Source organism: Nonomuraea polychroma (genome assembly GCF_004011505.1).
Taxonomy (GTDB): Bacteria; Actinomycetota; Actinomycetes; order Streptosporangiales; family Streptosporangiaceae; genus Nonomuraea; species Nonomuraea polychroma.
In genome coordinates this window covers 8,603,358-8,623,375 of the sequence record NZ_SAUN01000001.1, presented here as the reverse complement: position 1 = coordinate 8,623,375, position 20,018 = coordinate 8,603,358, and the positions used below count along the sequence as shown (strand labels likewise).

The 20,018-nt window shown below is 70.1% G+C and carries 21 protein-coding genes and 1 pseudogene; 10 read left to right on the top strand and 12 right to left on the bottom strand.

The genetic code is table 11. The features are described from left to right. Positions 1-4: 4 nt before the first annotated feature. The 3 genes from EDD27_RS39570 to EDD27_RS39560 all read right to left on the bottom strand — a co-directional run bounded on the left by EDD27_RS39570 (position 5) and on the right by EDD27_RS39560 (position 2,648). The gene (locus EDD27_RS39570; protein ID WP_241564899.1) at positions 5-781 is read right to left on the bottom strand and encodes a hypothetical protein; all 777 of its coding nucleotides are present in this window, start codon (positions 779-781) and stop codon (positions 5-7) included. Continuing rightward, positions 769-1,938, bottom strand: coding sequence for a homogentisate 1,2-dioxygenase (locus EDD27_RS39565; RefSeq protein ID WP_127936933.1), 1,170 nt, complete (start codon positions 1,936-1,938; stop codon positions 769-771). The genes EDD27_RS39570 and EDD27_RS39565 overlap by 13 nt, the downstream gene beginning before the upstream one ends. 80 nt (positions 1,939-2,018) lie before the next feature. Beyond that, on the bottom strand, positions 2,019-2,648 hold the full coding sequence (locus EDD27_RS39560) for a helix-turn-helix domain-containing protein (protein WP_127936932.1): 630 nt from the start codon (positions 2,646-2,648) through the stop codon (positions 2,019-2,021). A 112-nt stretch (positions 2,649-2,760) separates the two neighbouring features. Here EDD27_RS39560 and EDD27_RS39555 point away from each other — a divergent pair, with 112 nt between their 5' ends. Continuing rightward, complete coding sequence (locus tag EDD27_RS39555; RefSeq protein WP_127936931.1) at positions 2,761-3,387, top strand: hypothetical protein; 627 nt, start codon at positions 2,761-2,763, stop codon at positions 3,385-3,387. A gap of 111 nt (positions 3,388-3,498) precedes the next feature. Then, positions 3,499-3,978, top strand: coding sequence for a hypothetical protein (locus EDD27_RS39550; RefSeq protein ID WP_127936930.1), 480 nt, complete (start codon positions 3,499-3,501; stop codon positions 3,976-3,978). Here EDD27_RS39550 and EDD27_RS39545 read toward each other — a convergent pair. Then, positions 3,960-5,222, bottom strand: a complete 1,263-nt coding sequence (locus EDD27_RS39545) for an MFS transporter (RefSeq protein WP_127936929.1) — start codon at positions 5,220-5,222, stop codon at positions 3,960-3,962. The two genes, EDD27_RS39550 and EDD27_RS39545, sit on opposite strands and share 19 nt — an antisense overlap. A gap of 217 nt (positions 5,223-5,439) precedes the next feature. Here EDD27_RS39545 and EDD27_RS39540 point away from each other — a divergent pair, with 217 nt between their 5' ends. Both EDD27_RS39540 and EDD27_RS39535 read left to right on the top strand, forming a co-directional pair. Further along, the gene (locus tag EDD27_RS39540) at positions 5,440-7,767 is read left to right on the top strand and encodes an MMPL family transporter (protein ID WP_127936928.1); all 2,328 of its coding nucleotides are present in this window, start codon (positions 5,440-5,442) and stop codon (positions 7,765-7,767) included. A gap of 162 nt (positions 7,768-7,929) precedes the next feature. After that, a complete protein-coding gene (locus tag EDD27_RS39535) occupies positions 7,930-9,213 on the top strand; it encodes a hypothetical protein (RefSeq protein WP_127936927.1) in 1,284 nt (427 codons plus the stop codon). A 92-nt stretch (positions 9,214-9,305) separates the two neighbouring features. Here the strand turns inward: EDD27_RS39535 and EDD27_RS39530 are convergent, their stop codons facing one another. The 4 genes from EDD27_RS39530 to EDD27_RS39515 form a co-directional block, all read right to left on the bottom strand. Further along, complete coding sequence (locus tag EDD27_RS39530; protein ID WP_241564501.1) at positions 9,306-10,517, bottom strand: PucR family transcriptional regulator; 1,212 nt, start codon at positions 10,515-10,517, stop codon at positions 9,306-9,308. A gap of 70 nt (positions 10,518-10,587) precedes the next feature. After that, positions 10,588-10,788, bottom strand: coding sequence for an EF-hand domain-containing protein (locus EDD27_RS39525; RefSeq protein WP_127936926.1), 201 nt, complete (start codon positions 10,786-10,788; stop codon positions 10,588-10,590). Positions 10,789-10,892: 104 nt separating this feature from the next. Beyond that, complete coding sequence (locus tag EDD27_RS39520) at positions 10,893-11,765, bottom strand: LysR family transcriptional regulator (RefSeq protein ID WP_127936925.1); 873 nt, start codon at positions 11,763-11,765, stop codon at positions 10,893-10,895. Positions 11,766-11,818: 53 nt separating this feature from the next. Continuing rightward, positions 11,819-12,007, bottom strand: a complete 189-nt coding sequence (locus tag EDD27_RS39515; RefSeq protein ID WP_127936924.1) for a hypothetical protein — start codon at positions 12,005-12,007, stop codon at positions 11,819-11,821. A 176-nt stretch (positions 12,008-12,183) separates the two neighbouring features. Between EDD27_RS39515 and EDD27_RS39510 the strand changes: the two genes are divergently transcribed. Then, positions 12,184-13,164, top strand: a complete 981-nt coding sequence (locus EDD27_RS39510; protein WP_127936923.1) for an aldo/keto reductase — start codon at positions 12,184-12,186, stop codon at positions 13,162-13,164. 378 nt (positions 13,165-13,542) lie between these two features. Here EDD27_RS39510 and EDD27_RS39500 read toward each other — a convergent pair whose 3' ends face one another. Then, positions 13,543-14,424, bottom strand: a complete 882-nt coding sequence (locus EDD27_RS39500; RefSeq protein ID WP_127936922.1) for a sigma-70 family RNA polymerase sigma factor — start codon at positions 14,422-14,424, stop codon at positions 13,543-13,545. An 83-nt stretch (positions 14,425-14,507) separates the two neighbouring features. On the opposite strand from EDD27_RS39500, the gene EDD27_RS39495 reads away from it, so the two are divergent. Further along, positions 14,508-14,957, top strand: a complete 450-nt coding sequence (locus EDD27_RS39495) for a carboxymuconolactone decarboxylase family protein (protein WP_127936921.1) — start codon at positions 14,508-14,510, stop codon at positions 14,955-14,957. Between the two features lie 50 nt (positions 14,958-15,007). Further along, positions 15,008-15,427, top strand: a pseudogene (locus EDD27_RS59000) (dihydrofolate reductase family protein); the annotation flags it as partial. A gap of 122 nt (positions 15,428-15,549) precedes the next feature. On the opposite strand, the gene EDD27_RS39485 reads toward EDD27_RS59000, so the two are convergent. Further along, positions 15,550-15,975, bottom strand: coding sequence for a MarR family winged helix-turn-helix transcriptional regulator (locus tag EDD27_RS39485; protein WP_206641859.1), 426 nt, complete (start codon positions 15,973-15,975; stop codon positions 15,550-15,552). Here EDD27_RS39485 and EDD27_RS39480 point away from each other — a divergent pair. Continuing rightward, entirely contained in the window at positions 15,955-16,593 is a 639-nt protein-coding gene (locus EDD27_RS39480; RefSeq protein ID WP_206641858.1) for an SgcJ/EcaC family oxidoreductase, read from the top strand. The genes EDD27_RS39485 and EDD27_RS39480 overlap by 21 nt on opposite strands. Positions 16,594-16,819: 226 nt before the next feature. Here EDD27_RS39480 and EDD27_RS39475 read toward each other — a convergent pair whose 3' ends face one another. Then, entirely contained in the window at positions 16,820-17,683 is an 864-nt protein-coding gene (locus EDD27_RS39475; RefSeq protein ID WP_127936918.1) for a helix-turn-helix domain-containing protein, read from the bottom strand. A gap of 80 nt (positions 17,684-17,763) precedes the next feature. Here EDD27_RS39475 and EDD27_RS39470 point away from each other — a divergent pair, with 80 nt between their 5' ends. After that, entirely contained in the window at positions 17,764-19,164 is a 1,401-nt protein-coding gene (locus EDD27_RS39470; protein WP_127936917.1) for an MFS transporter, read from the top strand. An 8-nt stretch (positions 19,165-19,172) separates the two neighbouring features. Here the strand turns inward: EDD27_RS39470 and EDD27_RS39465 are convergent, their stop codons facing one another. After that, positions 19,173-19,586, bottom strand: coding sequence for a PPOX class F420-dependent oxidoreductase (locus tag EDD27_RS39465; RefSeq protein ID WP_127936916.1), 414 nt, complete (start codon positions 19,584-19,586; stop codon positions 19,173-19,175). Positions 19,587-19,649: 63 nt separating this feature from the next. Here EDD27_RS39465 and EDD27_RS39460 point away from each other — a divergent pair, with 63 nt between their 5' ends. Continuing rightward, the gene (locus tag EDD27_RS39460) at positions 19,650-20,018 is read left to right on the top strand and encodes a nucleoside hydrolase (protein ID WP_127936915.1); all 369 of its coding nucleotides are present in this window, start codon (positions 19,650-19,652) and stop codon (positions 20,016-20,018) included.

Sequence of the window (20,018 nt, the reverse complement as noted above, 5' to 3'; positions counted from 1 at the left end):
TCGTTCACGGATCCTCCTCGATCAGTCCCAGCGTGCGCAGGTCTTCGACGGGCGTGATGGTGCTGCATGAGCCATAGCTCACCAGCAGCCGCCGCGCCCGCTTCGCGGTCTCCTCCGGTACGGACTGCGCCAGCCGTACGAGATGCCCCACGTCGGTGGTGCGCAGCGCCGGAGCCGGATCCCGTCCTTCGACGGCCTCGCACACCGCCAGCGCCAGGTTGAGGAACCCGTGCCGGTCCACGCCGAGCGAGGGGTCGAAGTGGCGTATGGCGTGGTGCAGCCCGGCCGTGGCCTTGAACGGCACGTCGTTGTCCACGCAGAACTTGATGAACATCGCGAGATGCTCCACCGGCGGGAAGGCGTCGGCCGCCAGGCCGCCGCAGCGCACCTTCAGCCCCACGCCGTCGGGCACGTCCACGGCCATCCTCCCCGGGACGACCTCGGCGAAGAGCCGCACCCCGTCGGGCAGCCGAAGCTGATCGGCCAGCGTCGCGACCGACGTGCCGTCCGGCAGCGGCATTTCGACGATGTCGACCGGCAGGTCGTCGAAGGCGGGCACCTCCGGCGTGTCCACGATCAGCCCGATGCGCCGCGGCCGGTAGTCCTTGCCGCGCAGCCGGTCCAGCCGGCTGGCCGGGCACAGGAAGCGGTGCGTGAGCACCGGGTTGCCGCGCTCCACGTCCCGCCGGTAGCGGGCGAGCGCCTCGTCCATGTGCAGGGACGTCGGCGGGAACAGGCCCGCGTCGTCCACCAGCGCCGTGTAGAGAATCATCGTGCCCATGTCCACGCGTAGCCGGGATCCTCGCAGGACAGCGCGCCCTGGCCGAGGTCGAGCGGGCGGAAGGTGTCCACCATCACCGCCATCTCGCTCGTGGTCGTGACGCCCCGCGCGACCGCGTCGATCACCGCCTCCACCGCGCCCGGCTGCGGTCCGTGCGTGAACCCGGCCGGATGCAGCGAGATCGACCCGACGTCGATGCCGGAGCCCGCCCGCGCGGAGTAGTCGCCGCCCACGTAGAACATGAACTCGTCGGAGTCCACGTTGTGGTGGTTGTACGGGATCGGGATGGCCTCGGGGTGGTAGTCGAGCGGCCGCGGGCAGAACGAGCACACCACGAACCCGGGTCCCTCGAACGTCTGGTGCACCGGCGGCGGCGCGTGCGTCTTCTTCACGATCGGCTCGAAGTCATTGATGTTGAACGCGAAGGGATAGAGGTAGCCGTCCCAGCCCACCACGTCGAACGGGTGGTTGCGGTAGACGAGCCTGGTCAGCCCGCCGCGCGTGCGGACCAGCACCGGCACCTCCTCGCCCTCGACCACGAGCGGTTCTTCGGGTGCGCGCAGGTCGCGCTCGCAGTAAGGCGCGTGCTCCAGGAACTGCCCGTACTGCGACAGGTACCGCTTGGGGGGTCTGATGTGCCCGGCCGCCTCGATGGCCAGCACATTGGCCGCCCCATCTGGCACCCACCGGTGGATCGTTCCTGTCGGGACGACGATGTAGTCGCCTTCCCCGGCCTCGATCACGCCGTAGGTCGACTCGAAACGTACGCGTCCCGCCTGCACATAGACGCATTCGTCGCCCATGGAGTTGCGGTAGAGCTCGCTCGGCCGGTCGCTGGTGGCGTACGACAATCGGACGTCGCCGTTGCCGGCCAGCAGTATGCGGCCCGTGACCAGGTCGCCGGCGCTGGAAAGCTCCTGGGTCCGGAAGTGGCGTGGCGAGAGCGGCAGATTGGGCTCCAGGCGCGTTTCCGTGCCGGGTTCGACCGCCTCCGCCTTGACGATCGCGGTCGGCAGGTAGCGGTGGTAGAGCAGCGAGGAGTCGGACGAGAAACCCTCCTCGCCCATCAGCTCCTCGGCGTAGAGGCCGCCGTCCGGCCGCCTGAACTGCACGTGCCGCTTGCGCGGCACCTCCCCAACGACCCGGTAGTACGGCATCGGCCCCTCCCTTGCGTGTCCGTTTATCGGACGAAGGTGTCCTCTATATGTGACTACCGTCCGCCATGGGTAGGGAGATGTCAACCCAGAGCAGCGGACAGCTCGGCGGCCGCGGCCACCACGCGCGGCCCGGTCCCCTCCTCCAGCGGCCCGAACGTCACCACCCCCACGGAGGCCTCCAGCCACGGCAACCCGGTCACGGGCGCGGCGACGCCCCGCGCACCCTCCTGCAACTGCCCTTCCGTGACGAAGTAGTCGTCACGGCCCTCGCGCAGCCCCAGGATCGCCTGGCCCGCCGCGCCTTTCGTGAGCGGATGGCGCGCGCCCTCCCGGTAGGCCACGTGCATGTCGGTCCATGAAGGCTCGACCACCGCCACGGCCAGCCCGTCGTCGCCCTCGGCCACGGTCAGGTGCGCGGTCGCGCCCACCTGCTCGGCCAGCCGGCGCAACGTCGGCAGCGCCGCCGCCCGCAGCAGCGGCTGCACGGCCTGGGCCAGCACCAGCACCCCGAATCCCAGATGCACCCGCCCCTCGGCGTCCCGGCGGACGAATCCCTCGTTCGTCAGCGTCGTCAGCAGCCGGTACACGACGGGACGGCTCAGCGACAACTCGTTGCTCAGCTCGGTCGGCGTGCGCCCGCCCTTGCCATCGGCGAGCAATCTGAGCAGGCGAAGCCCGCGCTCGAGAGTCTGAGCGGATTCAGCGGCCATGCGACTGATTATCTGTGACGCCGCGACGGCGTATGGCGACCGAGCACGCCTCGTGGAGTGAGGCATGAACACGGGTGGGTACGTACGGGATAGGGGTAGCCAGGGGGTAGCGATGCGGCAGAAGTGGGTGTTCCTGCTCGCCGGGTTGGCGGTGTGCGCGCTGACCGCCGCGGTGCCCACGATTCCCACCCCCATGGCGCTCATGGCCCGGCAGACCCCCGCCGACCCACCGGAACACCACCTCGTCGAGGACACCATCTATGTCACCGAGGGCATCGAGGTCAGCCGCCGGCTGCTGCCCACCGCCAAGGGCGCGACGTTCCGCGCCAAATACCTCGCCGTCGGGGTCCAGATCGACCAGAGCGGCCGGCTCTACGGCACGCCGCGACGTTCCGGCACGTACGTCAGCCCCGTCCAGCTCTGCGCCGACGCGACGTGCCACGAACAGGAGGTCACCCTCGTGGTGCTCCGCAACGTGCCGTGGGTGCCGCGCGAGCTGACCTTCCTCGGCAGGGCGGGCACCGCGCTGGACGGCGAGATCGGCATCAGCGGCGGCCCGCCCGGCGTCATGCCCACCTTCTCCGTGACCGATCACGGCAGGCTGCCCGCGGGCGTGACCATCGGTCCCGACGGCCACGTGGGCGGCGTGCCCGCCGCTCCGGGCATCTCCGAGGTGCCGGTGCGGATCTGCGTGGCGGGCAACTGCGCGGGGGTCGTCGTGCGGTTGATCATCGTCTGACAGCGGGTAGGGCGCACCCCACCTGAACTGGGGGGACGGCGGGCATGACCGGCGCGGGGCCGCGGCGGAGACTTCGGAGTACACGTCTCGCGCTTACTGGAGGTACCCCTCATGAGCACTGTCACCGGCCTGCGGAGAAACGACCCCACGCCGGCGGGTCCGCCGCCCGTCGTGCACGCGGCCGCCATGCTCTGGTTGTCGGCGGTCGCCCTCGGCGCGTTCGAGGCCGCGCTGATGGTCTCCCGTGAGCTGCTCGCGGGCACGTCCACACCGGCCGGCCTGCTGCCGGGCGCCGGGTTCCGGCTGGCCGTCTTCGCCGGCGCGGTCTTCCTGGCGCTGCGGCTCCGGCGCGGGCAGAACTGGGCGCGGTGGACGCTCGCCGGCACGCTGGGTGTGTTCGGAACGTTGTCGCTCGTGGTCGAGCCCGCTCGGTGGCTGCTGGAGGGCGGGTCGATCGCCGAGGCCGCCGCCGGCCTGGACGCCATGGGCTGGGTCTTCGCGGCCAGCCGGATTCTCCACGTGGCGGCCGTGCTCGGGGCGATGGCGCTGATGTTCCAGCCCCGGGCCAACGCCTACTTCGGGTCCGCCTGAGCCGGCGTGAGCCGCGGCGGTGCTTCGGCGCGCAGGTTGCGCACGCCGGGCGAGAGCAGCGCGCCCAGCGTGCTCACCACGACTAGGACGGCGCAGCCGAGCAGCGACTCCTCCGTGCCGAACAGCTCCGACGCCGGACCGGCCAGCATCAGCCCGATCGGCCCGAACATCAGCGACCCGAGCATGTCGTACGAGCTGACCCGCGACAACGACTCGGCCGGGACCTCCCGCTGCATCGTGGTCTGCCACAACACGCCGAACACGTCGAAGCAGACCCCGAGCACGAAGGCCCCGGCCACGATCGCCCAGATCGGCGCGTCGGCCCCGAGCAGCAGGTACGGCAGCGCGGTCGGCAGGCAGAGCAGCACCGCCACCAGGATGGGCCGGCGCGGCCGCAGCCGGATCGACACCAGCACCCCGCAGATCATGCCGATGGCCTCGCCCGCGAGGAACGCCGTCCAGACCGCCGGGCCGCCCATGTTCTCCTTGGCCCACAGCGGCCCGAGCACCCCGTGCCCGGCCTGGATGGCCATGACCAGCAGCGAGAACTGCGCGACCACCACCCAGATCCACTGCCGCGAGCGGAACTCCCGCCACCCGTCGCGCAGGTCGGCCAGCACCGAGTGCCGCTCGCCCGCGGGCCGCTCCCCATGCTCCAGTCGCAGCAGCGCGATCAGCACGCCGGCCACCGCGAACATGGCGCCGCTGGTCACCAGTGCCCAGCCGCCGCCGAACAGCACCACCGTGCCGCCGCCGAGCACGGTGCCGGCCACCCTGGAGGCGTTCGCGCCCAGGCCGAGCAGCGCGTTGCCGGTCTGCAGCCGGTCCTGCGGCACCACCTCGGGGATGATCCCGGTCAGCGCGGGGAACGTGACCGCCGTGGCCGTCCCGCCCAGCGCCGCCGCCGTGACCAGCGCCGGCAGCGGGGTCCAGCCGACGAGCAGCATGGCCCCCAGCGCGAAGAACGCCACCGCCATCAGGAGCTCGCCCACCATCATGACCCGCTGGCGCGGCAGCCGGTCCGCGATCACGCCGCCCACCAGCATGAACACGATCATCGGCAGGGACTCGGCGGTGAGCACGATCGACAGGGTCGTGGCGTCCGCGCCGGGCAGGCTCAGGATGCCGAACGCCAGGGCCACGGGTGCGAAGGCGCTGCCCAGAACGGAGATCGTCCTGGCGGACAGGAGCAGCGTGAACCGGCGATCCCGGAGCAGGCCGAGATCGCCCCTGTAACTGTGCACCTGCGTGACCCCCTATGAAACAGTCAAACTCCCATATCTTGCCGCACTTCTTGTCACCCGGTAACAAGACCGAATGAGGAATGTGCAGGCGCTTGGCAAGAATCCGGCCCTCGTTGTCCCGTAATTTGCTAGGTCCCTGAACGAGGGGACTTCGGCATGCCTGACACGTTGCTCGCCCAGGTGCCCGCGCGCCTCCGGGCGTACCGGGAGGGCGCCCTTGTTTGAGCCTGCGTTCCGAGCCGGGGGCCGGCTGGTCTATCGCGGCAGGTGGACCCTGCTGGTGCTGAGCCTGGCGGCGGCCGTCCTGGTCGCGCCGCTGGGGCTGGAGCTGTTCGGGCGGATGACCGGCGGCGGCTTCGCGGACCCGCGCGCCGACTCCACGACCGCCGCCCGCTGGAACGACGACTGGTACGGCGGTGACGCCCCCGACGTGGTCGTCCTCTACCGGCACCCGACGGTCGAGGCGCGGGACCCGCGGTACAAGAAGGCGGTGCACGACTCGCTGCGGGCGCTGCCGGGGGAGCACGTGCGCAGGCTGGCCACGTACTGGACGACCGGGTCGAAGCGGATGGTGTCGGAGGACGGGCGGTCGACGTACGCGCTGGTCACCCTCAAAGGTGACAAACAGGCCGCCTATGCCGCCATCGCGGACCGGCTCAGGCGCGTCCAGAACCTCTACGTCGAGGTCGGCGGGTCGGTGCCGCTGCTGAAGGAGCTCAACGACCAGAGCGCCACCGACCTGGCCCGCGCCGAGGCCATCTCCATGCCGGTGCTGCTGGTGCTGCTCGTCGTCGTGTTCGGGAGCCTCGTGGCGGCCGGGCTGCCGCTGCTCGTGGGGTTGCTCGCGATCCTCGGCGCGCTGGTGCTGCTCCGGCTGCTGACCGAGGTCACCGAGGTCCCCGTCTTCTCGCTGAACGTCGTCACCATGCTCGGGCTCGGCCTGGCCGTCGACTACTCGCTGTACGTGCTCAAGGCGTTCAGGGAGGAGATCAGGGCCGGGGCGTCGAGCGAGGAGGCCGTGGTGCGGACCATGGCCACCGCCGGGCGCACCGTGGCGTTCTCCGGGCTGACGGTGGCCACGGCGCTGCTTGGGCTGCTGCTCTTCCCGCAGACGTACCTGCGCTCGATCGGGCTCGGGGCGGCGGCCGTGGTGCTGGTGGCGATGGGGGCAGCCCTGGTCGTGCTGCCTGCGGTCCTGGGCATACTCGGGCGGCGCGTGTACGCCCTCCGCGTCACCCCGCACTTCGGGCGGCGCGACGGGGGCATGTGGCACGCCGTCGCGTCCAGCGTGATGCGGCGGCCGGTGCTGTACGTGGCCGTCGTGGCCGCCGTGCTGGTGTCGCTGGCGCTGCCGTTCCTGCACGTGAAGTTCGGCGACGTGGATCACCGGATGTTGCCCGCCGCCTCCGAGAGCCGCCGGGTGGCCGAGATCGTGGACCGGGACTTCGCCCAGAGCTCCATGGCCGCGATCGACGTCCACGCCCTGGTCGAGCGCTCCTTCACCGGGTCGCCCGTCGTCCCCGGGCCGCTCGGCCAGGGGCACTCGCCGATCAGCGCGGTCACGCCCGTGTCGCCCTCCGACGCGAAACCGTTCGTGGACCGGCTGCGGCGGTTGCCCCACGTGAGCGGGGTCGACGTGGCGGGGCTGTCGCAGGACAACGGGGCCGTGCGGCTCGCCGTCCGCTACGACGTGGACCCGAGGTCGGACGAGGCGCGGGAACTCGTCAGATCGATCAGGGACATGGAGCCCGTGCCGAACACGCGGCGGGTGGTGGTCGGCGGGCCGACCGCCACCCAGATGGACCTGATGGACAGCCTGGGCGCCACGTTGCCGTGGATGGCGCTGGTGGCGGGGTCGGTGACGGCGGGGCTGCTGTTCGCCGCCTTCAGGTCGGTGGTGCTGCCGGTCAAGGCGCTGGTGATGAACGTGTTGTCCATCGGGGCCTCGTTCGGGGTGATCGTGTGGGCCTTCCAGGACGGGCATCTGGCGTCGGCGCTGGGGTTCACCGCCACCGGCTCCTTCGAGGCGACCGTGGCGGTGCTGATCCTGGTCGTGGTGTTCGCGTTGTCCATGGACTACGAGGTGTTCCTGCTGTCGAGGGTGCGGGCGGGATGGCTGCGTGCCTTCCACCGGCGCGCCGAGCCCCAAGACCGCCCTGCCGCGCCGCCACTGCCGATCGCGGACCGCCCCGCCGTCCCGCCGCCCTCTCCACGGCGCTACGCCCTTCCGCCGCCCGCGGGGGAGCCGCCCGAGCCGGCGGTGACCGTCAACGGGCGGCCGGCCGTCTTCGGCATGGACACCGACCCAGTGCCGCTGGCCGCGGAGCACGAGCCGCCGCCCGTGGACGGTGGGCGCGGGGGAGGCGGATCTGAGCTCGTCCCGGCCAAGCCCCTCCGCAAGCATCCCTACGTCGCCCCCGCCGCGTCCGGGGCCGCGAAGGGTGAGGAGGGGCCGCGGTGGGTGAAGGTCACCGCGGGGCGTGCCCGGGTGGTGCGGGCCACTCCCGACGGCCGTGGCTGGACGTGGGTGGAGGTGGACTCGTGAGCATGCCGACTGGCCGTACCTGAATATCGCGAGAATTCAACGCAACTGGGGCGGCTACTGCCGGTTGAGTATGGCGTGAAGAAGGCGTCGATCTCATTGAACGTTGTTGATCGTCCGGATATGGTGCATATGCCCACGATCACCCCCTGGAAGTTAGGTGCCATGCGAAAGCGGCTGCGGCAGCTCCTCGTCATCGGACTCGCCCTCTCGTTCCTCGGCGTCGGTGTTCCAGCGTGGTCGGCGGACGACCCGCGCAGCTGTAACGACCTGCTGGCCGACGACACCCCGGCGTACGTTGTCTGCACCTGGATGGCCACCCCCGAGGAGGCCGCGGACATCGCGAGGTTCTGGCTCGACAACGACGGCGAGAACCTGAAGGAAGCCGGCCCGATGGACCCGATCACCGTGGACTGCACGGAGCCGGGCAACGAGTGCGCGACCGGCGGCGAGGGCGACGGCGAGCCCCGCGACGGCGGCGCCCCGGACGTCGACGGTGCCGAGGACGGTGGCACGCCGGAATGCCAGGACGGGCAGGAGTGCTACGTCGACCCCGACAGCATCTCCGCCGCCGAGAAGAGCGCCGCCCAGCAGACGCCGGCCGGCCAGGCCGCACAGGCCGCCGTCCAGACGAACATGCGCCTGTGGATCGAGACCGAGCTGGCCGACGACTACAAGGCCGGCAAGCTCGCCGAAGCCGCCAAGAAGATCGCCGCGCTGGCCGCCGCGCAGCCCGGCGTCGTCGGCATCCGTTTCACCTCGCAGCTCGGCTACAACCAGACGTTCACCACGGCGGAGGAGCTGGACAAGTTCGTCGCCGAGACCGCGACCGCGCTACGTGGCCTGGCCCCGGGCAAGAAGCTGGCCGCGCACACGCTGGTGCCGGTCTTCGGCTGCGGTGCGAACGACGCCTGCAAGGCCGAGATCGCCAAGAAGTACCCGCTGCTCGACCCCGACCGCATCGGCGTCTGGCTGGCCAAGGGCTACATCGACCAGCTGGCCCTCGACAGCGGCCACCTCGGCACCGAGTACGCCACCTGGAAGATCGACGCCGCCGAGGCCCAGCGCAACCAGGCCATCCAGGTACGCGCCCGCGCCTGGGACGCCTACGCCCAGATCGCCGTCGAGGACGCGAGCTTCGCCGGCGCCCAGCTGACCGAGGAGCAGGCCACCAAGGCCATCACCGACCGCATCGCCGCCCCGCTCCAGGACGACGCCGCGGAGACGATCACCCTGTGGACCCGCTGGCAGAACGACCAGGGCCAGGTCAGCCGGGTGTTCGGCGAGAAGTGGGCGCCCAACGCCACCTGGGACCAGCTCAAGAAGCTCAGCTCGGTCCGCGCCCGCCTGGCGACCATCTACGACCCGGCCAACCCCGAGGTGGACCTGGCCACGGACCTCAAGAACCTGTCCGAGGTGTTCGGCCAGGTGTACCTGCACGCCGCTTAGCATGACCGGGGCCGGGAGCGCGGTGTCACGCGCCCTGGCCCGTACCGATGAGCGCGCCTACACCGTCCGGCCCGAAGCAGGCGGCGGGGACGTCAGCGCCTCTCGCTCGACTCGATGATGGCCTGGCGGGCCCGGAGCACGATCTCCAGCTCGAAACGGATGTCCGGATCGGCCAGCTGATCGCCGTACAACTCCTCGAGCTGCCGCAGCCGATAACGCACGGTCTGGGGATGCACGTGCAACCGGGCGGCCACCTCGCCCGCCACCCTGCCGTACCGCAACCAGGCCAGCAACGTCTCCGCCAGCCGATCCTGCTGGGTGGGCCGCAGATGGGCGAGGGGCGCGAGACGGACCTCGGCCAGGGCGCTGACCAGCTCCTCATCCTTGAAGACCACCAGGGTGGCCATGTGGTCCTCACACCGCAGCAATCCGCGCGGCAGCACCCCGCGCCGCGACAGCTCCTGCGCCTCCCGCGCCCAGCGCAACGACGTCGCGGCGGCGGCCAGCGGCACGGCCGGCCCGATGGCGCCCCTGCGCCCGCGCAACGCCTGCTCCAGCATCTGCGCCTGGCCCGGCCCGCTGGGGTCGGGCACCAGCAGGCACGGCGAAGGCCGCTCCAGACCCGCCAGAACGTCGGGCGGCAGTGGCGGCATGCGAGCGGGGGCGGACGGGCGATGGGCTCCGGACGGCTGGTCGTCGAGTGCCACGCAGGCCACCGTCCGCGGCAGCCGCCACCCTGCCGCCTTGGCCAGGTCGGCGATGGCTTCCGGACTGGCGGGCGGTTGGCTGAGCAGCATGTCGAGGAGGCGGGCGCGGCGGCGCTCCATCTCGCCGGCGGCGCGCGCCCTGCCCTCTTCGAAGCCCTCGGCCGCCGCGTCGGCCAGCTGGTCGAGGTAGACGAAGATGGCCTCGCCCAGGTCGTACAGCAATTGGGGGGACAACTCGAGCGGGCCGGCGAGCTCCGTCAGCCGCCGCCAGCCGACCCGGGCGCCGAGCCGCATCGCGGTCTGGAGCGACTCCAGGTTGCGCCCCTCGGCCGCCTCGCCCCTGCCGATCATGCGGAACGGCTCCGGATCCCACGGGGCGCCCGGGTGCTCGATGCGGTCGAGAAAGCCTTCGATGGCCTGCTCGACCGCCATCCTGACGACCTTCATGTAGAGCTCGTCGTCAGGCCGATCGTATTCGGGGATGCGGGTTTGGATCTCCTTGATCATTTCCTCGGAAACCCGGCCGATGCCCGACCTGAGCGTTGTCACGATGTCCGCGGGGGTGCGGCTTTCGCTGATGTCACTCTTGATGGCCATCGTCCCTCCTGTCGCCATTGTGGCTCAGGCGACAGAGGTTGTGGAGCAAATGCTTGGTTCGGTATCGGTGTCACTTCTGGATGAAGGCCCCGAACTCCTCCACGTCGATGAGCCCGTCGCCGTCCTTGTCGAGCCTGCGCACCCCTTCCTGCGCGGCCTCCAGCGTCACCGGCTGGCCGAGCACCTCCATCAGCCGGACGAGCTCGGTCGCGGAAATACGGCCGTCGTTGTCGGCGTCGATGAGATCGAAAGTGATCGCGTAGTCGTTCATGCGCCCTCCTCCGTCGGTCGCATGAACGACAGTCGGCTGTGTTTGATGTGCCGCTCGCTTCGCTCGCTCATGGAAGTCGCCCTTCCTCGGGATCCGATGTCGTGTCAGACCTTAGTGGTGACCTGCCGTAGCGCGTCGATGAATGCCGCGACTTGTGGACTCTTGTCCCCGCCTCTCCACGCGATCGCGAGCTCTCCGGGCGGCAGCCCCGCCACCGGGCGGTACACCATCCCGGGCCTGTTGTAGAGCGCCGCGTTCCCCTCGGCCACGAGCACCACGCCGAGCCCGCTGGTCACGGCCTCGAACACCTCCTCGGGCGTGTTGGCGGTGACCCCGACGACCGGCTCGTCGTCCCGCGCGTCGAGCCCGAGCCAGAAGTCCCGCAACGGCCCGGCGGCCGCGGGCAAGGCGATGAACGGTTCGTCCCGCAGCGCTGCGAACGGCACCTCCGCCAGCTCCGCCAGCGGATGGTCGGCCGGCATGGCCACCCCTCTGCCCTCGGTGGCCAGCACGTACGTGCTCAGCCCCGCCGGCACCGGCAACCAGATGAACGCCACGTCCGAGGAGCCGTCGAGCAGCCCGCCACTGGGATCGTCCCAGCCGACCAGCCGCAACGACACCTCCCACCCCGGCATGGCCTTCCTGAACCGCCGCAACGCCGCCTGCTGCAACCCGCGCCCCACGGCCGTCTGGATCCCGATCACCAGTGTCCCGGTGGCCGCCGCCGCCCGAGCGTTCTCCAGCCCCGCCGCCCACCGCTCCAGCAGCTCCCGGGCGAACGGCAGCAACACCTCACCCTGCCGGGTGAGCGCGACCCCGCTGTGCACCCGCTCGAACACCCGGAACCCGAGCTCCCGCTCCAGCACCCTGAGCTGTTTGGACAGGGCCGGCTGCGACACGAACAGCCGCTCGGCCGCCCGCGTCACGTTGAGCTCCTCTGCCACAACCACGAAGCTCTTGAGCAACTTCAGATCCATGTATCTACCATGGAGGCCATCGTAAGGATGGACGGAGGACTACCTTCTGCAGGTCACGCGATGAGGTCGTCGCTGATCTCGCCGCTATTTCTTGGGCCTCCGTCCTGTGCGGCGACACGGAGAACCACCGCCTCCTTTGATATTTCGCCGACATTGGCAGAAGCGGGCGAACCCAGTAGAGCAACACTCACCGCGATGGCCGCGATGGCCGCGAGGCTGCCGATGCGTCGCATACTGCGCATGATTTCTCCTTGATGGTGTATGTCCGTACGGGACGAGGGCGACCCTAGAGAGCCTCGGTATATTTCCGGTATGTCGCCGTATGGCGTCGCTATGGGGCGTGGCTGCAGGTCCATAACCATCGGTTATCGCAAGAGGACTTGGACACTTGGCACGCGTCCGCTGCAGGATCTGTCCCATGAAGACACGACGACTTGGAAACCTGCAGGTCCCCGCCATCGGTTATGGCGCCATGGTGCTCTCGCCGGGGATCTACGGAAACATCGACGACACCCGTGCGGAGACGGCGCTCAAGGCGGCCCTCGACGGGGGCGCGACCCACGTGGACACCAGCGACGCCTACGGGGCCGACGGCCACAACGAGCGTCTGGTGGGCCGCGTGATCAAGGGCCGCAGGGATGAGGTGGTGGTCGCGACGAAGTTCGGCCTGGCGATCCCGGAGGGTGAGCCGAGCCGGCCGCAGCCGGTCGGGTACGCCTTCGGCGAGCTACGCGTGAACGCCGAGCCCCGTCTCGTCCGCCGCTACGCGGAGCGCAGCCTGCGCAACCTGGACACCGACGTGATCGATCTCTATTACGCCCACTACCCGGACCCGGGCGTGCCCATTGAGGACACGGTCGGAGCCATGGCCGACCTGGTACGCGACGGATTGATCAAGCACATCGGCCTGTCCAACGTGACGGCCGCGCAACTGCGGGCCGCCCACGCCGTGCACCCGGTGACGGCCGTGCAGAACGAGTGGTCGATGTGGCGGCCCATCGACCCTGGCCTCCTGTCGACGGCCCGCGAGCTCGGCGTCGGCATCGTGGCCTGGAGCCCGCTGGGCACGGGTTTTCTGACCGGCACGGTGCAGTCCTTGGGCGAAGGAGACTTCCGCCACAACGCCCCTCGCTTCTCCGCGGAGAACCTGGCGGCCAACAACGACCGCTACGCCCCCATCCGCGCCCTTGCCGCCCAGCTGGACATCACCCCGGCCCAGCTGGCCCTGGCCTGGCTCCTGCACCAGGACGAGCACGTGGCCACGATCCCCGGCAGCCGTACCCCGTCCCACATCGAGGAGAACCTGGCCGCGGCCGACCTGACCCTCCACCCTGACACCCTGGCCAGGATCGACGAGGCCCTCGCCAAGTTCGAGGTCACCGGCGGCACCCTCCTCTAAACCATGGGCCTCCGCCACGGGGCGCTTCGCGCACGGGAATCTCCGGGCTGCGTGGTGTGGGGGAGCCCATGTTCGGAGCGCTCCTGTTCCCCGGCACCGCCACCTACGACCCGGAGTTCGCCGATCAGGACCGTCTTCGTCCTCGGTCTGCACGGGCAGGTCTTCATGGCGCTTGTCCTGGTCGTGGCCCTGCTCGGAGCGGCAGCGGCGGCCTGGCGCATGCCTGACGACTCCGCCGCTCGATTGTGAGCCGCCATCACTGCTCCGGCCTACGACGAGCGAGCCGCCCGCGATACGCGAGGCGGGCTGGGAAAGGATCGATCGGGCCGTGCGACGAGCGCCGTCTGCCCGCACTGCGGCGACCGCCTCGGCGGTGACTCACCCCGGATCCGGCAGGTCCATCGACGCGAGCCTGGCCGGGTCGATCACGACCGCGATGCCGGCGATCCGGCCCTCGACGACGGTGAACGCGACGACCGAGAGCGGGGCGCCGTCCTCGCGCCAAGATACGATCCCGGGAAGGCCGTTGACGAGCACCGCTCGCCCTCGCACGGCGCCGGCGGCCAAACGGCGTTGCGCGCCGGCGGCGACCTCGGTGGCGCCGAGGACGACGACCACACCATCGGGGGTGTCGACGGTCAGCCTCACCTCGGGGTCGAGCACGCGCAGCAAGCCCTCGAAGTCGCCGCGGTGAGCCGCCGCCAGGAAGGCCTGGACCACCTCTCGCTGCTCCCGTCCGGCGACCGTCGGCCGCTCGGTCGCCTGCACCTTCCTGCGGGCGCGGCTGGCGAGCATCTTGGTGGCGTCGGTGGACTTGCCGAGGATCTGGCCGATCTCGTTGAACGGCACCGCGAACAGGTCGTGCAGCACGAACGCCAGCCGCTCGCTCGGCCCGAGCGATTCGAGGACGACGAGGAGCGCGAGCCCGACCGAGTCGGCGAGCGCCACGTCGTCCTCTGGCGCAGGGCTGTCGTCGACCGTCACCACGAGGTCGGGCAGCCGGTCGTCGTAGGACGCCTCAGGGCGGGCCTGGCGTGATCGCAGGACGTCGAGGCTGATCCGGCCGACCACCGTGGTCAGCCAGCCGGCGAAATTGTGGATGGTCGCCGGGTCCTGGCGGGAGAGCCGCAGCCAGGCCTCCTGGACCACGTCCTCGGCGTCGGCGTGCGACCCGAGCATGCGGTAGGCGACCGCGCGCAGCCGGTCGCGCTGGGCCTCGAACGCCTCGGCCACCAAGTTCGTCGGGCTGGTGTCGGACATGTTGTTACCTTCCTCAGATCTGCTCCGTCATTGGTCATGACGGGCCCGGACGGGCACAGGTAACCGATGAAGGAGCAAGACCGATGGAAGCACGCATGAAGAGCACGGCGAGCCCCGAGGTGATGACGGCGATCCAGAGCCTCTACAAGGCGATGTACTCCGGCGGCGTCGACCCGCGCGTACTGGAGTTGGTCCACCTGCGGGCCAGCCAGATCAACGGCTGCAGCCCGTGCGTATTCGCCGGGGTCGCGTCGGCCAAGAAGCACGGAGAGACGGACGAGCGGCTGCACAACGTGGTCACGTGGCGCGAGACGCCCTTCTTCACCGAGGCGGAGCGGGCAGCGCTCGCGCTGGCCGAGGCCGCCACCCGGATCCAGGACGGCGCGCCGGGCGTGACCGACGAGATCTGGGACGCAGCCGCCGCCCACTTCGACGAAGAGCAGCTGTCCGCGATCATCCTGGACATCGCGCTGACCAACTTCTTCAACCGGATCAACCGCACGATCCGGGAGCAGGCCGGCAAGACCTGGTGAGCTGGGCGGGGCGTCATCCGCCCGGGGGCGCGCCTCCCCGAAATCAAGAGATGACGCCCCAGGACCCTCCGTGGACCACGCCGTACTTCGACGACGAGGCCGCCTTCGCCGGCGAGCAGACGGCCGCGGCCGACGCGCTGCTGATGGGCCGGCGCACCTACGAGGGCTTCGCGGCCGTCTGGCCGAACCAGGACGAGAGCGACCCGAGCACCGGCGCGGCCTATTTCAACAACGTCAAGAAGTACGTCGCCTCGACCACCCTCACCAATCCGGAGTGGAACAACAGCGAGGTGCTGCAGGGCGACCTGATCGAGGCGGTCGCCAGGCTGAAGGGCCAGGAGGGCAAGGACATCCTGATGTACGGCTACGGCGCGGTCACCCATGCCCTGGTCAAGGCGGGCCTGGTGGACGAGGTCAGATTCTGGATCACCCCGGTGTTCGTCGGCGGCCCGTCGTTCTCCGCACCGCTGAGCGACGTCGAGACGACGCTGACCCTGGCCGGCACCAAGGTCATGAAGAGCGGCGTGATCATCGCCACCTACACGCCGGCCGCCCGGCAGGCGAACCGGTCAGATCTTTGCCCGGTCCCGGCTCAAGACAAGGCCCTGACGCGGGCGGCCTGCTCCTCTTGGACTTTGCGGGCAGTACGCAGGAAATCGAGGATTACGGCCAGTTCGTCCTGTCCGTACTCCTGCAGCGCCTGGGCGCCCGCCTGGCCGACCGGGACGAAGATCTCGACCTCGGCCGAGCGGGCGGCGTCGGTTGCGGCGACCAGGACGCGGCGGCGGTTGCCCGGATCGGGGGAACGGGACACCATGCCTGCGCGTTCCAGCCGGTCGATGACCGTGGTGGTAGCCGCTGGGCTGAGCTTCAGCGCGACGCTGATCTGGCCCGCAGGCACCGGGCCATCGGCCAGCACCACGTCGAGGCAGCGCAAGTCGGTGCGGTTGAGGCCGAGCCGGGCGGCGGCGGCCTCGTCGAAGGCGTCGAAGCTCTGTTGCAGCTGTCGGAGCTGCATGGCGATCTCTCCAATGACGGCACGTTTCGACATTCGAAGCTTTCTGCTATCGTATATTTCGTTGGTCGAAATGACGATATCATCTGCGGAGGCATCACCATGCGCTCAACCACCCTTACCGCTCCCACTGCCAGCACGCGAACCAGCGACACCGCTCAGATCGAAAGGCTCTTCGCCGACTTCCTGGCGGCCTGGACGGCAGGTGACGCCGAGGCGTTCGGCGCGCTGTTCACCGACGACTCCGACTACGTCTCTTACGACGGCACCATCGCCCGCGGCCGCCGGGAGCACCAGCACAACCACGACAAGCTTTTCCGCGGCGTTCTGGACGGCTCGGCGCTGGTCGGTGATCTGGAGTCGGTCCGCTACCTCACGCCGGACGTGGCGATCGTGTACGGCACGGCCTCCGTCCTGATGCCGTGGCGATCCACGCTCCCCAAGCGGCGGCTGTCGCGGCAGACCATCGTGGTGGTGCGGACGGAAGCCGGCTGGAAGATCAGCGCCATTCACAACGGCCGCGTCCGCCCCGTCACCGTTCCCGAGCCCGACGCGTTTCCTTCCAAGATGTCCCAGCTGATGGCGCGTATCGCCCACCGACTCGGCTTCGGCCGACGCTGACCCCGCAGGCCCGAGGGGTACCGCGGTTCGCTATGGTCCGGGTCCTGCTTTTCCTGTGAAGAAGGCCCGGCCGAAGAGGGCTCACAAAAAGCAAGCATCCTCTAACGGCGATGACGTCCTTTTCTAGGGTGATTTCAATGGCGGAGGCCGAGACGCCTTCCATGTACCTTCCTGCACCCTGGCCAGGATCGACGAGCCTCTCGCGACGTTCGAACTGGCCCTACTGCTAGGCGACAGGCGTGTTGGACGGCTCGCGGGTGGTAGTGGCGGCCAGGTGGCGCAGCCTGTTCTCCGACTCCGAGCCCGGCTCGGCGGCGAACAGGTCCATCCCCTGGAGCTCCGGGTCGCCAGGAAGGCCGACGAGTTCGGCGGACAGCCGCAGCTCGCCCACGATCGGGTGGTCCAGTACATAGTCGCGATGGGTCGCGGCCGCCACGTGGTGCTCGTTCCACAGGCGCCGGAATTCGGGACTTCGGCTGCAGATCGCGTCCACATGCTCCATGATCTGCGGGTACTTGGGATAGCGCGCGGACAGGAGCCGGAGCTGGGCCACGTGTTCCTGGGCGAGGCGCGGCCATCCCTCCCCGTGCATACGCTTGATCTCCTCGTCCAGGAAGACCAGGTGCCCGATGGTCCTGCGATCCTCGGGGATGGCGGCGAAGTCGGCGAAGACCGCGGCGGCCAATCTGTTCCAGGCCACCACGTTGGCGTGCCGCCCCAGGACGAAGGCCGGGGTGAGAATCATGGAGTCCAGCAGCCGCTGCAGCCCCGGCCGCACCGGGGTCTGCGGGCAGTCGCGGCATCGGTGTGCCGGGTGGGCCAGCGCGTGCAGGTAGGTCCGCTCGTCCGCGGTCAGCCGCAGCACGTCGGCGATGGAGTCCAGCACTTCGGCCGACACGTTCTGGCTGCGGCCCTGCTCCAGCCGGGTGTAGTGGGCGACGCTCACCCCGGCGAGCAGTGCCAGCTCCTCCCGGCGCAGCCCGCGCACCCGCCGCGTTCCGTGGTTCTTGTACGGCACACCGGCTTCCTCCGGCCGCAGCCGCGCCCTGCGGGACTTGAGGAACTCGCTCAGTTCGGCTTCACGATCCACATCAAGCCAGCCTAAGCAAGGTTTGCGTAGTCAAGACACGAGACTGGCTGGGAATCGGGACCGGGATCAGGCTGTCCGGCATGCGATTCGTGATCCCTCTCATGCTCCTTGGCCTGGGCAGCATGATCACTGCCCTGGACTTCACCATCGTCTACGTCGCGCTGCCGCAGATCGCACATGACGTGGGTTTCTCTCCCTACTCACTGCAGTGGGTGGTCAGCGCTTACGCGGTGCCTTTCGGCGGCTTCCTGCTGCTCGGCGGCCGGCTGTGCGACCTGGTCGGCAGGCGGCGGATGTTCGTCCTGGGCATGCTGCTGTACGGCGTCGGCTCGCTCCTCGGCGGGCTGGCCGCCTCTCCAGGTCTCCTGATCGGCGCGCGGGCGGTGCAGGGGCTCGGGGGCGCGGTGCTGATGCCCGCCACCTTGTCGCTGGTGGTCACCATGTTCGAGGAGGGCCCGGCACGTAACCGGGCGATGACCGTGTGGGCGGTCTGCGGCGCCAGCGGGCTCAGCCTCGGCGCGCTGCTCGGCGGCCTGCTGACCGGGGTGTTCGGGTGGCCTGCGGTCTTCTTCGTCAACGTGCCGCTGACCGTCGCGGGCGCCGTGGCGGCGTTCGCCGTGCTGACGCCGGACGCCGCCCGGCGGATGGGCGGGTTCGACCTGCCCGGCGCGCTCACCGGGACCGCAGGCGTCACTGGGCTGGTGTTCGCCATCGCGCACGGTGCCGAGCAGGGCTGGACCTCCGCCGGGGCCGTGGCGTCCTTCGCCGGCGCGGCGGCGCTGCTCGCCGCCTTTCTGGCCATCGAGGCCCGTAGCCGCGATCCGCTGATGCCGCTGCGGCTCCTGGCCAACAGGCACACGAGCGCCGCGGCCGGGGCGATCCTGGTCTACGGACTGACCCTGCAGTGCGTGCCGTACTTCCTCACCCTGCACTTCCAGGACGTCCTCGGCTACGACGCCCTGCGATCCGGCCTCGCCTTCCTCGGCCCGACGCTAGGGATCACGGCGGGCAATCTGATCAGCGAGCGGCTGATCCCGCATCTGGGACTGCGCGGCACGATGATCCTCAGCGTGCTCGTGGGCGTGGCAGGGACCGTGGTGCTGGCGTTGAGCCTGTCCGTCGGCGGATCCTATTCGGGCCTGCTGGCCGGGCTCATCGGCTTCGGCCTGGGCGCGGGACTGTCGTTCAACACCATGTTCATCGTCGCCGCGACCGGCGTGGCCGCGCACGAGCAGGGCGCGGTCTCCGGGCTCGCCTCCACCGTCCTGCAGGCAGGCAGCAGCGCGGGCCTGGCCGTCCTGGTGGCCGTGGCCGGCCGCGACACCACCGGCCTGACCGGGGAGGCGGCACACGCCGTCACCGTCGACGGGCTGCGGTCAGCGCTCCTCGTCGCCGCCGCGATCGCCGTGACCGGCGTGCTGGCCGCGCTGACGCTTCCCCGCGCAGCCCGGCGGTCACCGGAGCCGGAAATGGTCAGGTGAACGCCTGATCAACCATGGACGGCGCGCCGCGTCGCGTACCAGGTCTCTCCGGCCGGCTCGCCCGCCAAGTTCCAGCTCCACGACACGGTCGGGGTGATGCGGCTGTAGAGGCCGGGTCCGACCATCCCGACCCGTTCCACGGGCGGCTCGGCGAGGCCGTAGACGCGGACGCCGCGCACGACGAACGGGTCGAACGACACCATGTCGTCGACGACCAGGGCGACCTTGAGGCTCCCTGATCGCAGGTTGCGGAACTTGCGGGTGCGGAGGACCTCCTCACCCACGCCCCCGATCCAGAAACCTTTCCCGTCGAACTCGAACGCGACCGGCACCACGTCCGGCTGCCCGTCCCCGGACACCGTGGACAGCCGGGCAAGCGGCTGCGACTGCAGGTAGGCGATCTCCTCATCGGTGAACGACATGCCTCCTCCTTTCACCCTGTACACGAACACGATCCCCAGGAATCGACACCGCCGATCCATAGCATGAGCGCAACCCCACAACAGGGAGGCTCAGGTCCGATTCCGGTCGTCCTCCACTGCGATCCAGGACACGACGACGTCTTCGCCATCTGGCTGGCCGCCGGGCACCCGGAGATCGACCTGCGCGCGATCACCACCGTCTGCGGCAACGCGCTCGGCGGGCCGGAGCTGCCGGCGCCGGCCGTGGAGGCGGCCGTGACCACCGTACGGACCAGGCTTGACATCGAGCTGCACGGCGCCGAAACCGTCGGTGCGACCAGCGTCGACCTGATCGACGAGCTCAAGCGCGAGCCCAACGCGCGCGTGGCCACCGGGCTGTATGCCGAGCGGTTCTGGAAGCTGGTGGAGGACACGATCCGCGTGCTCGCCTGA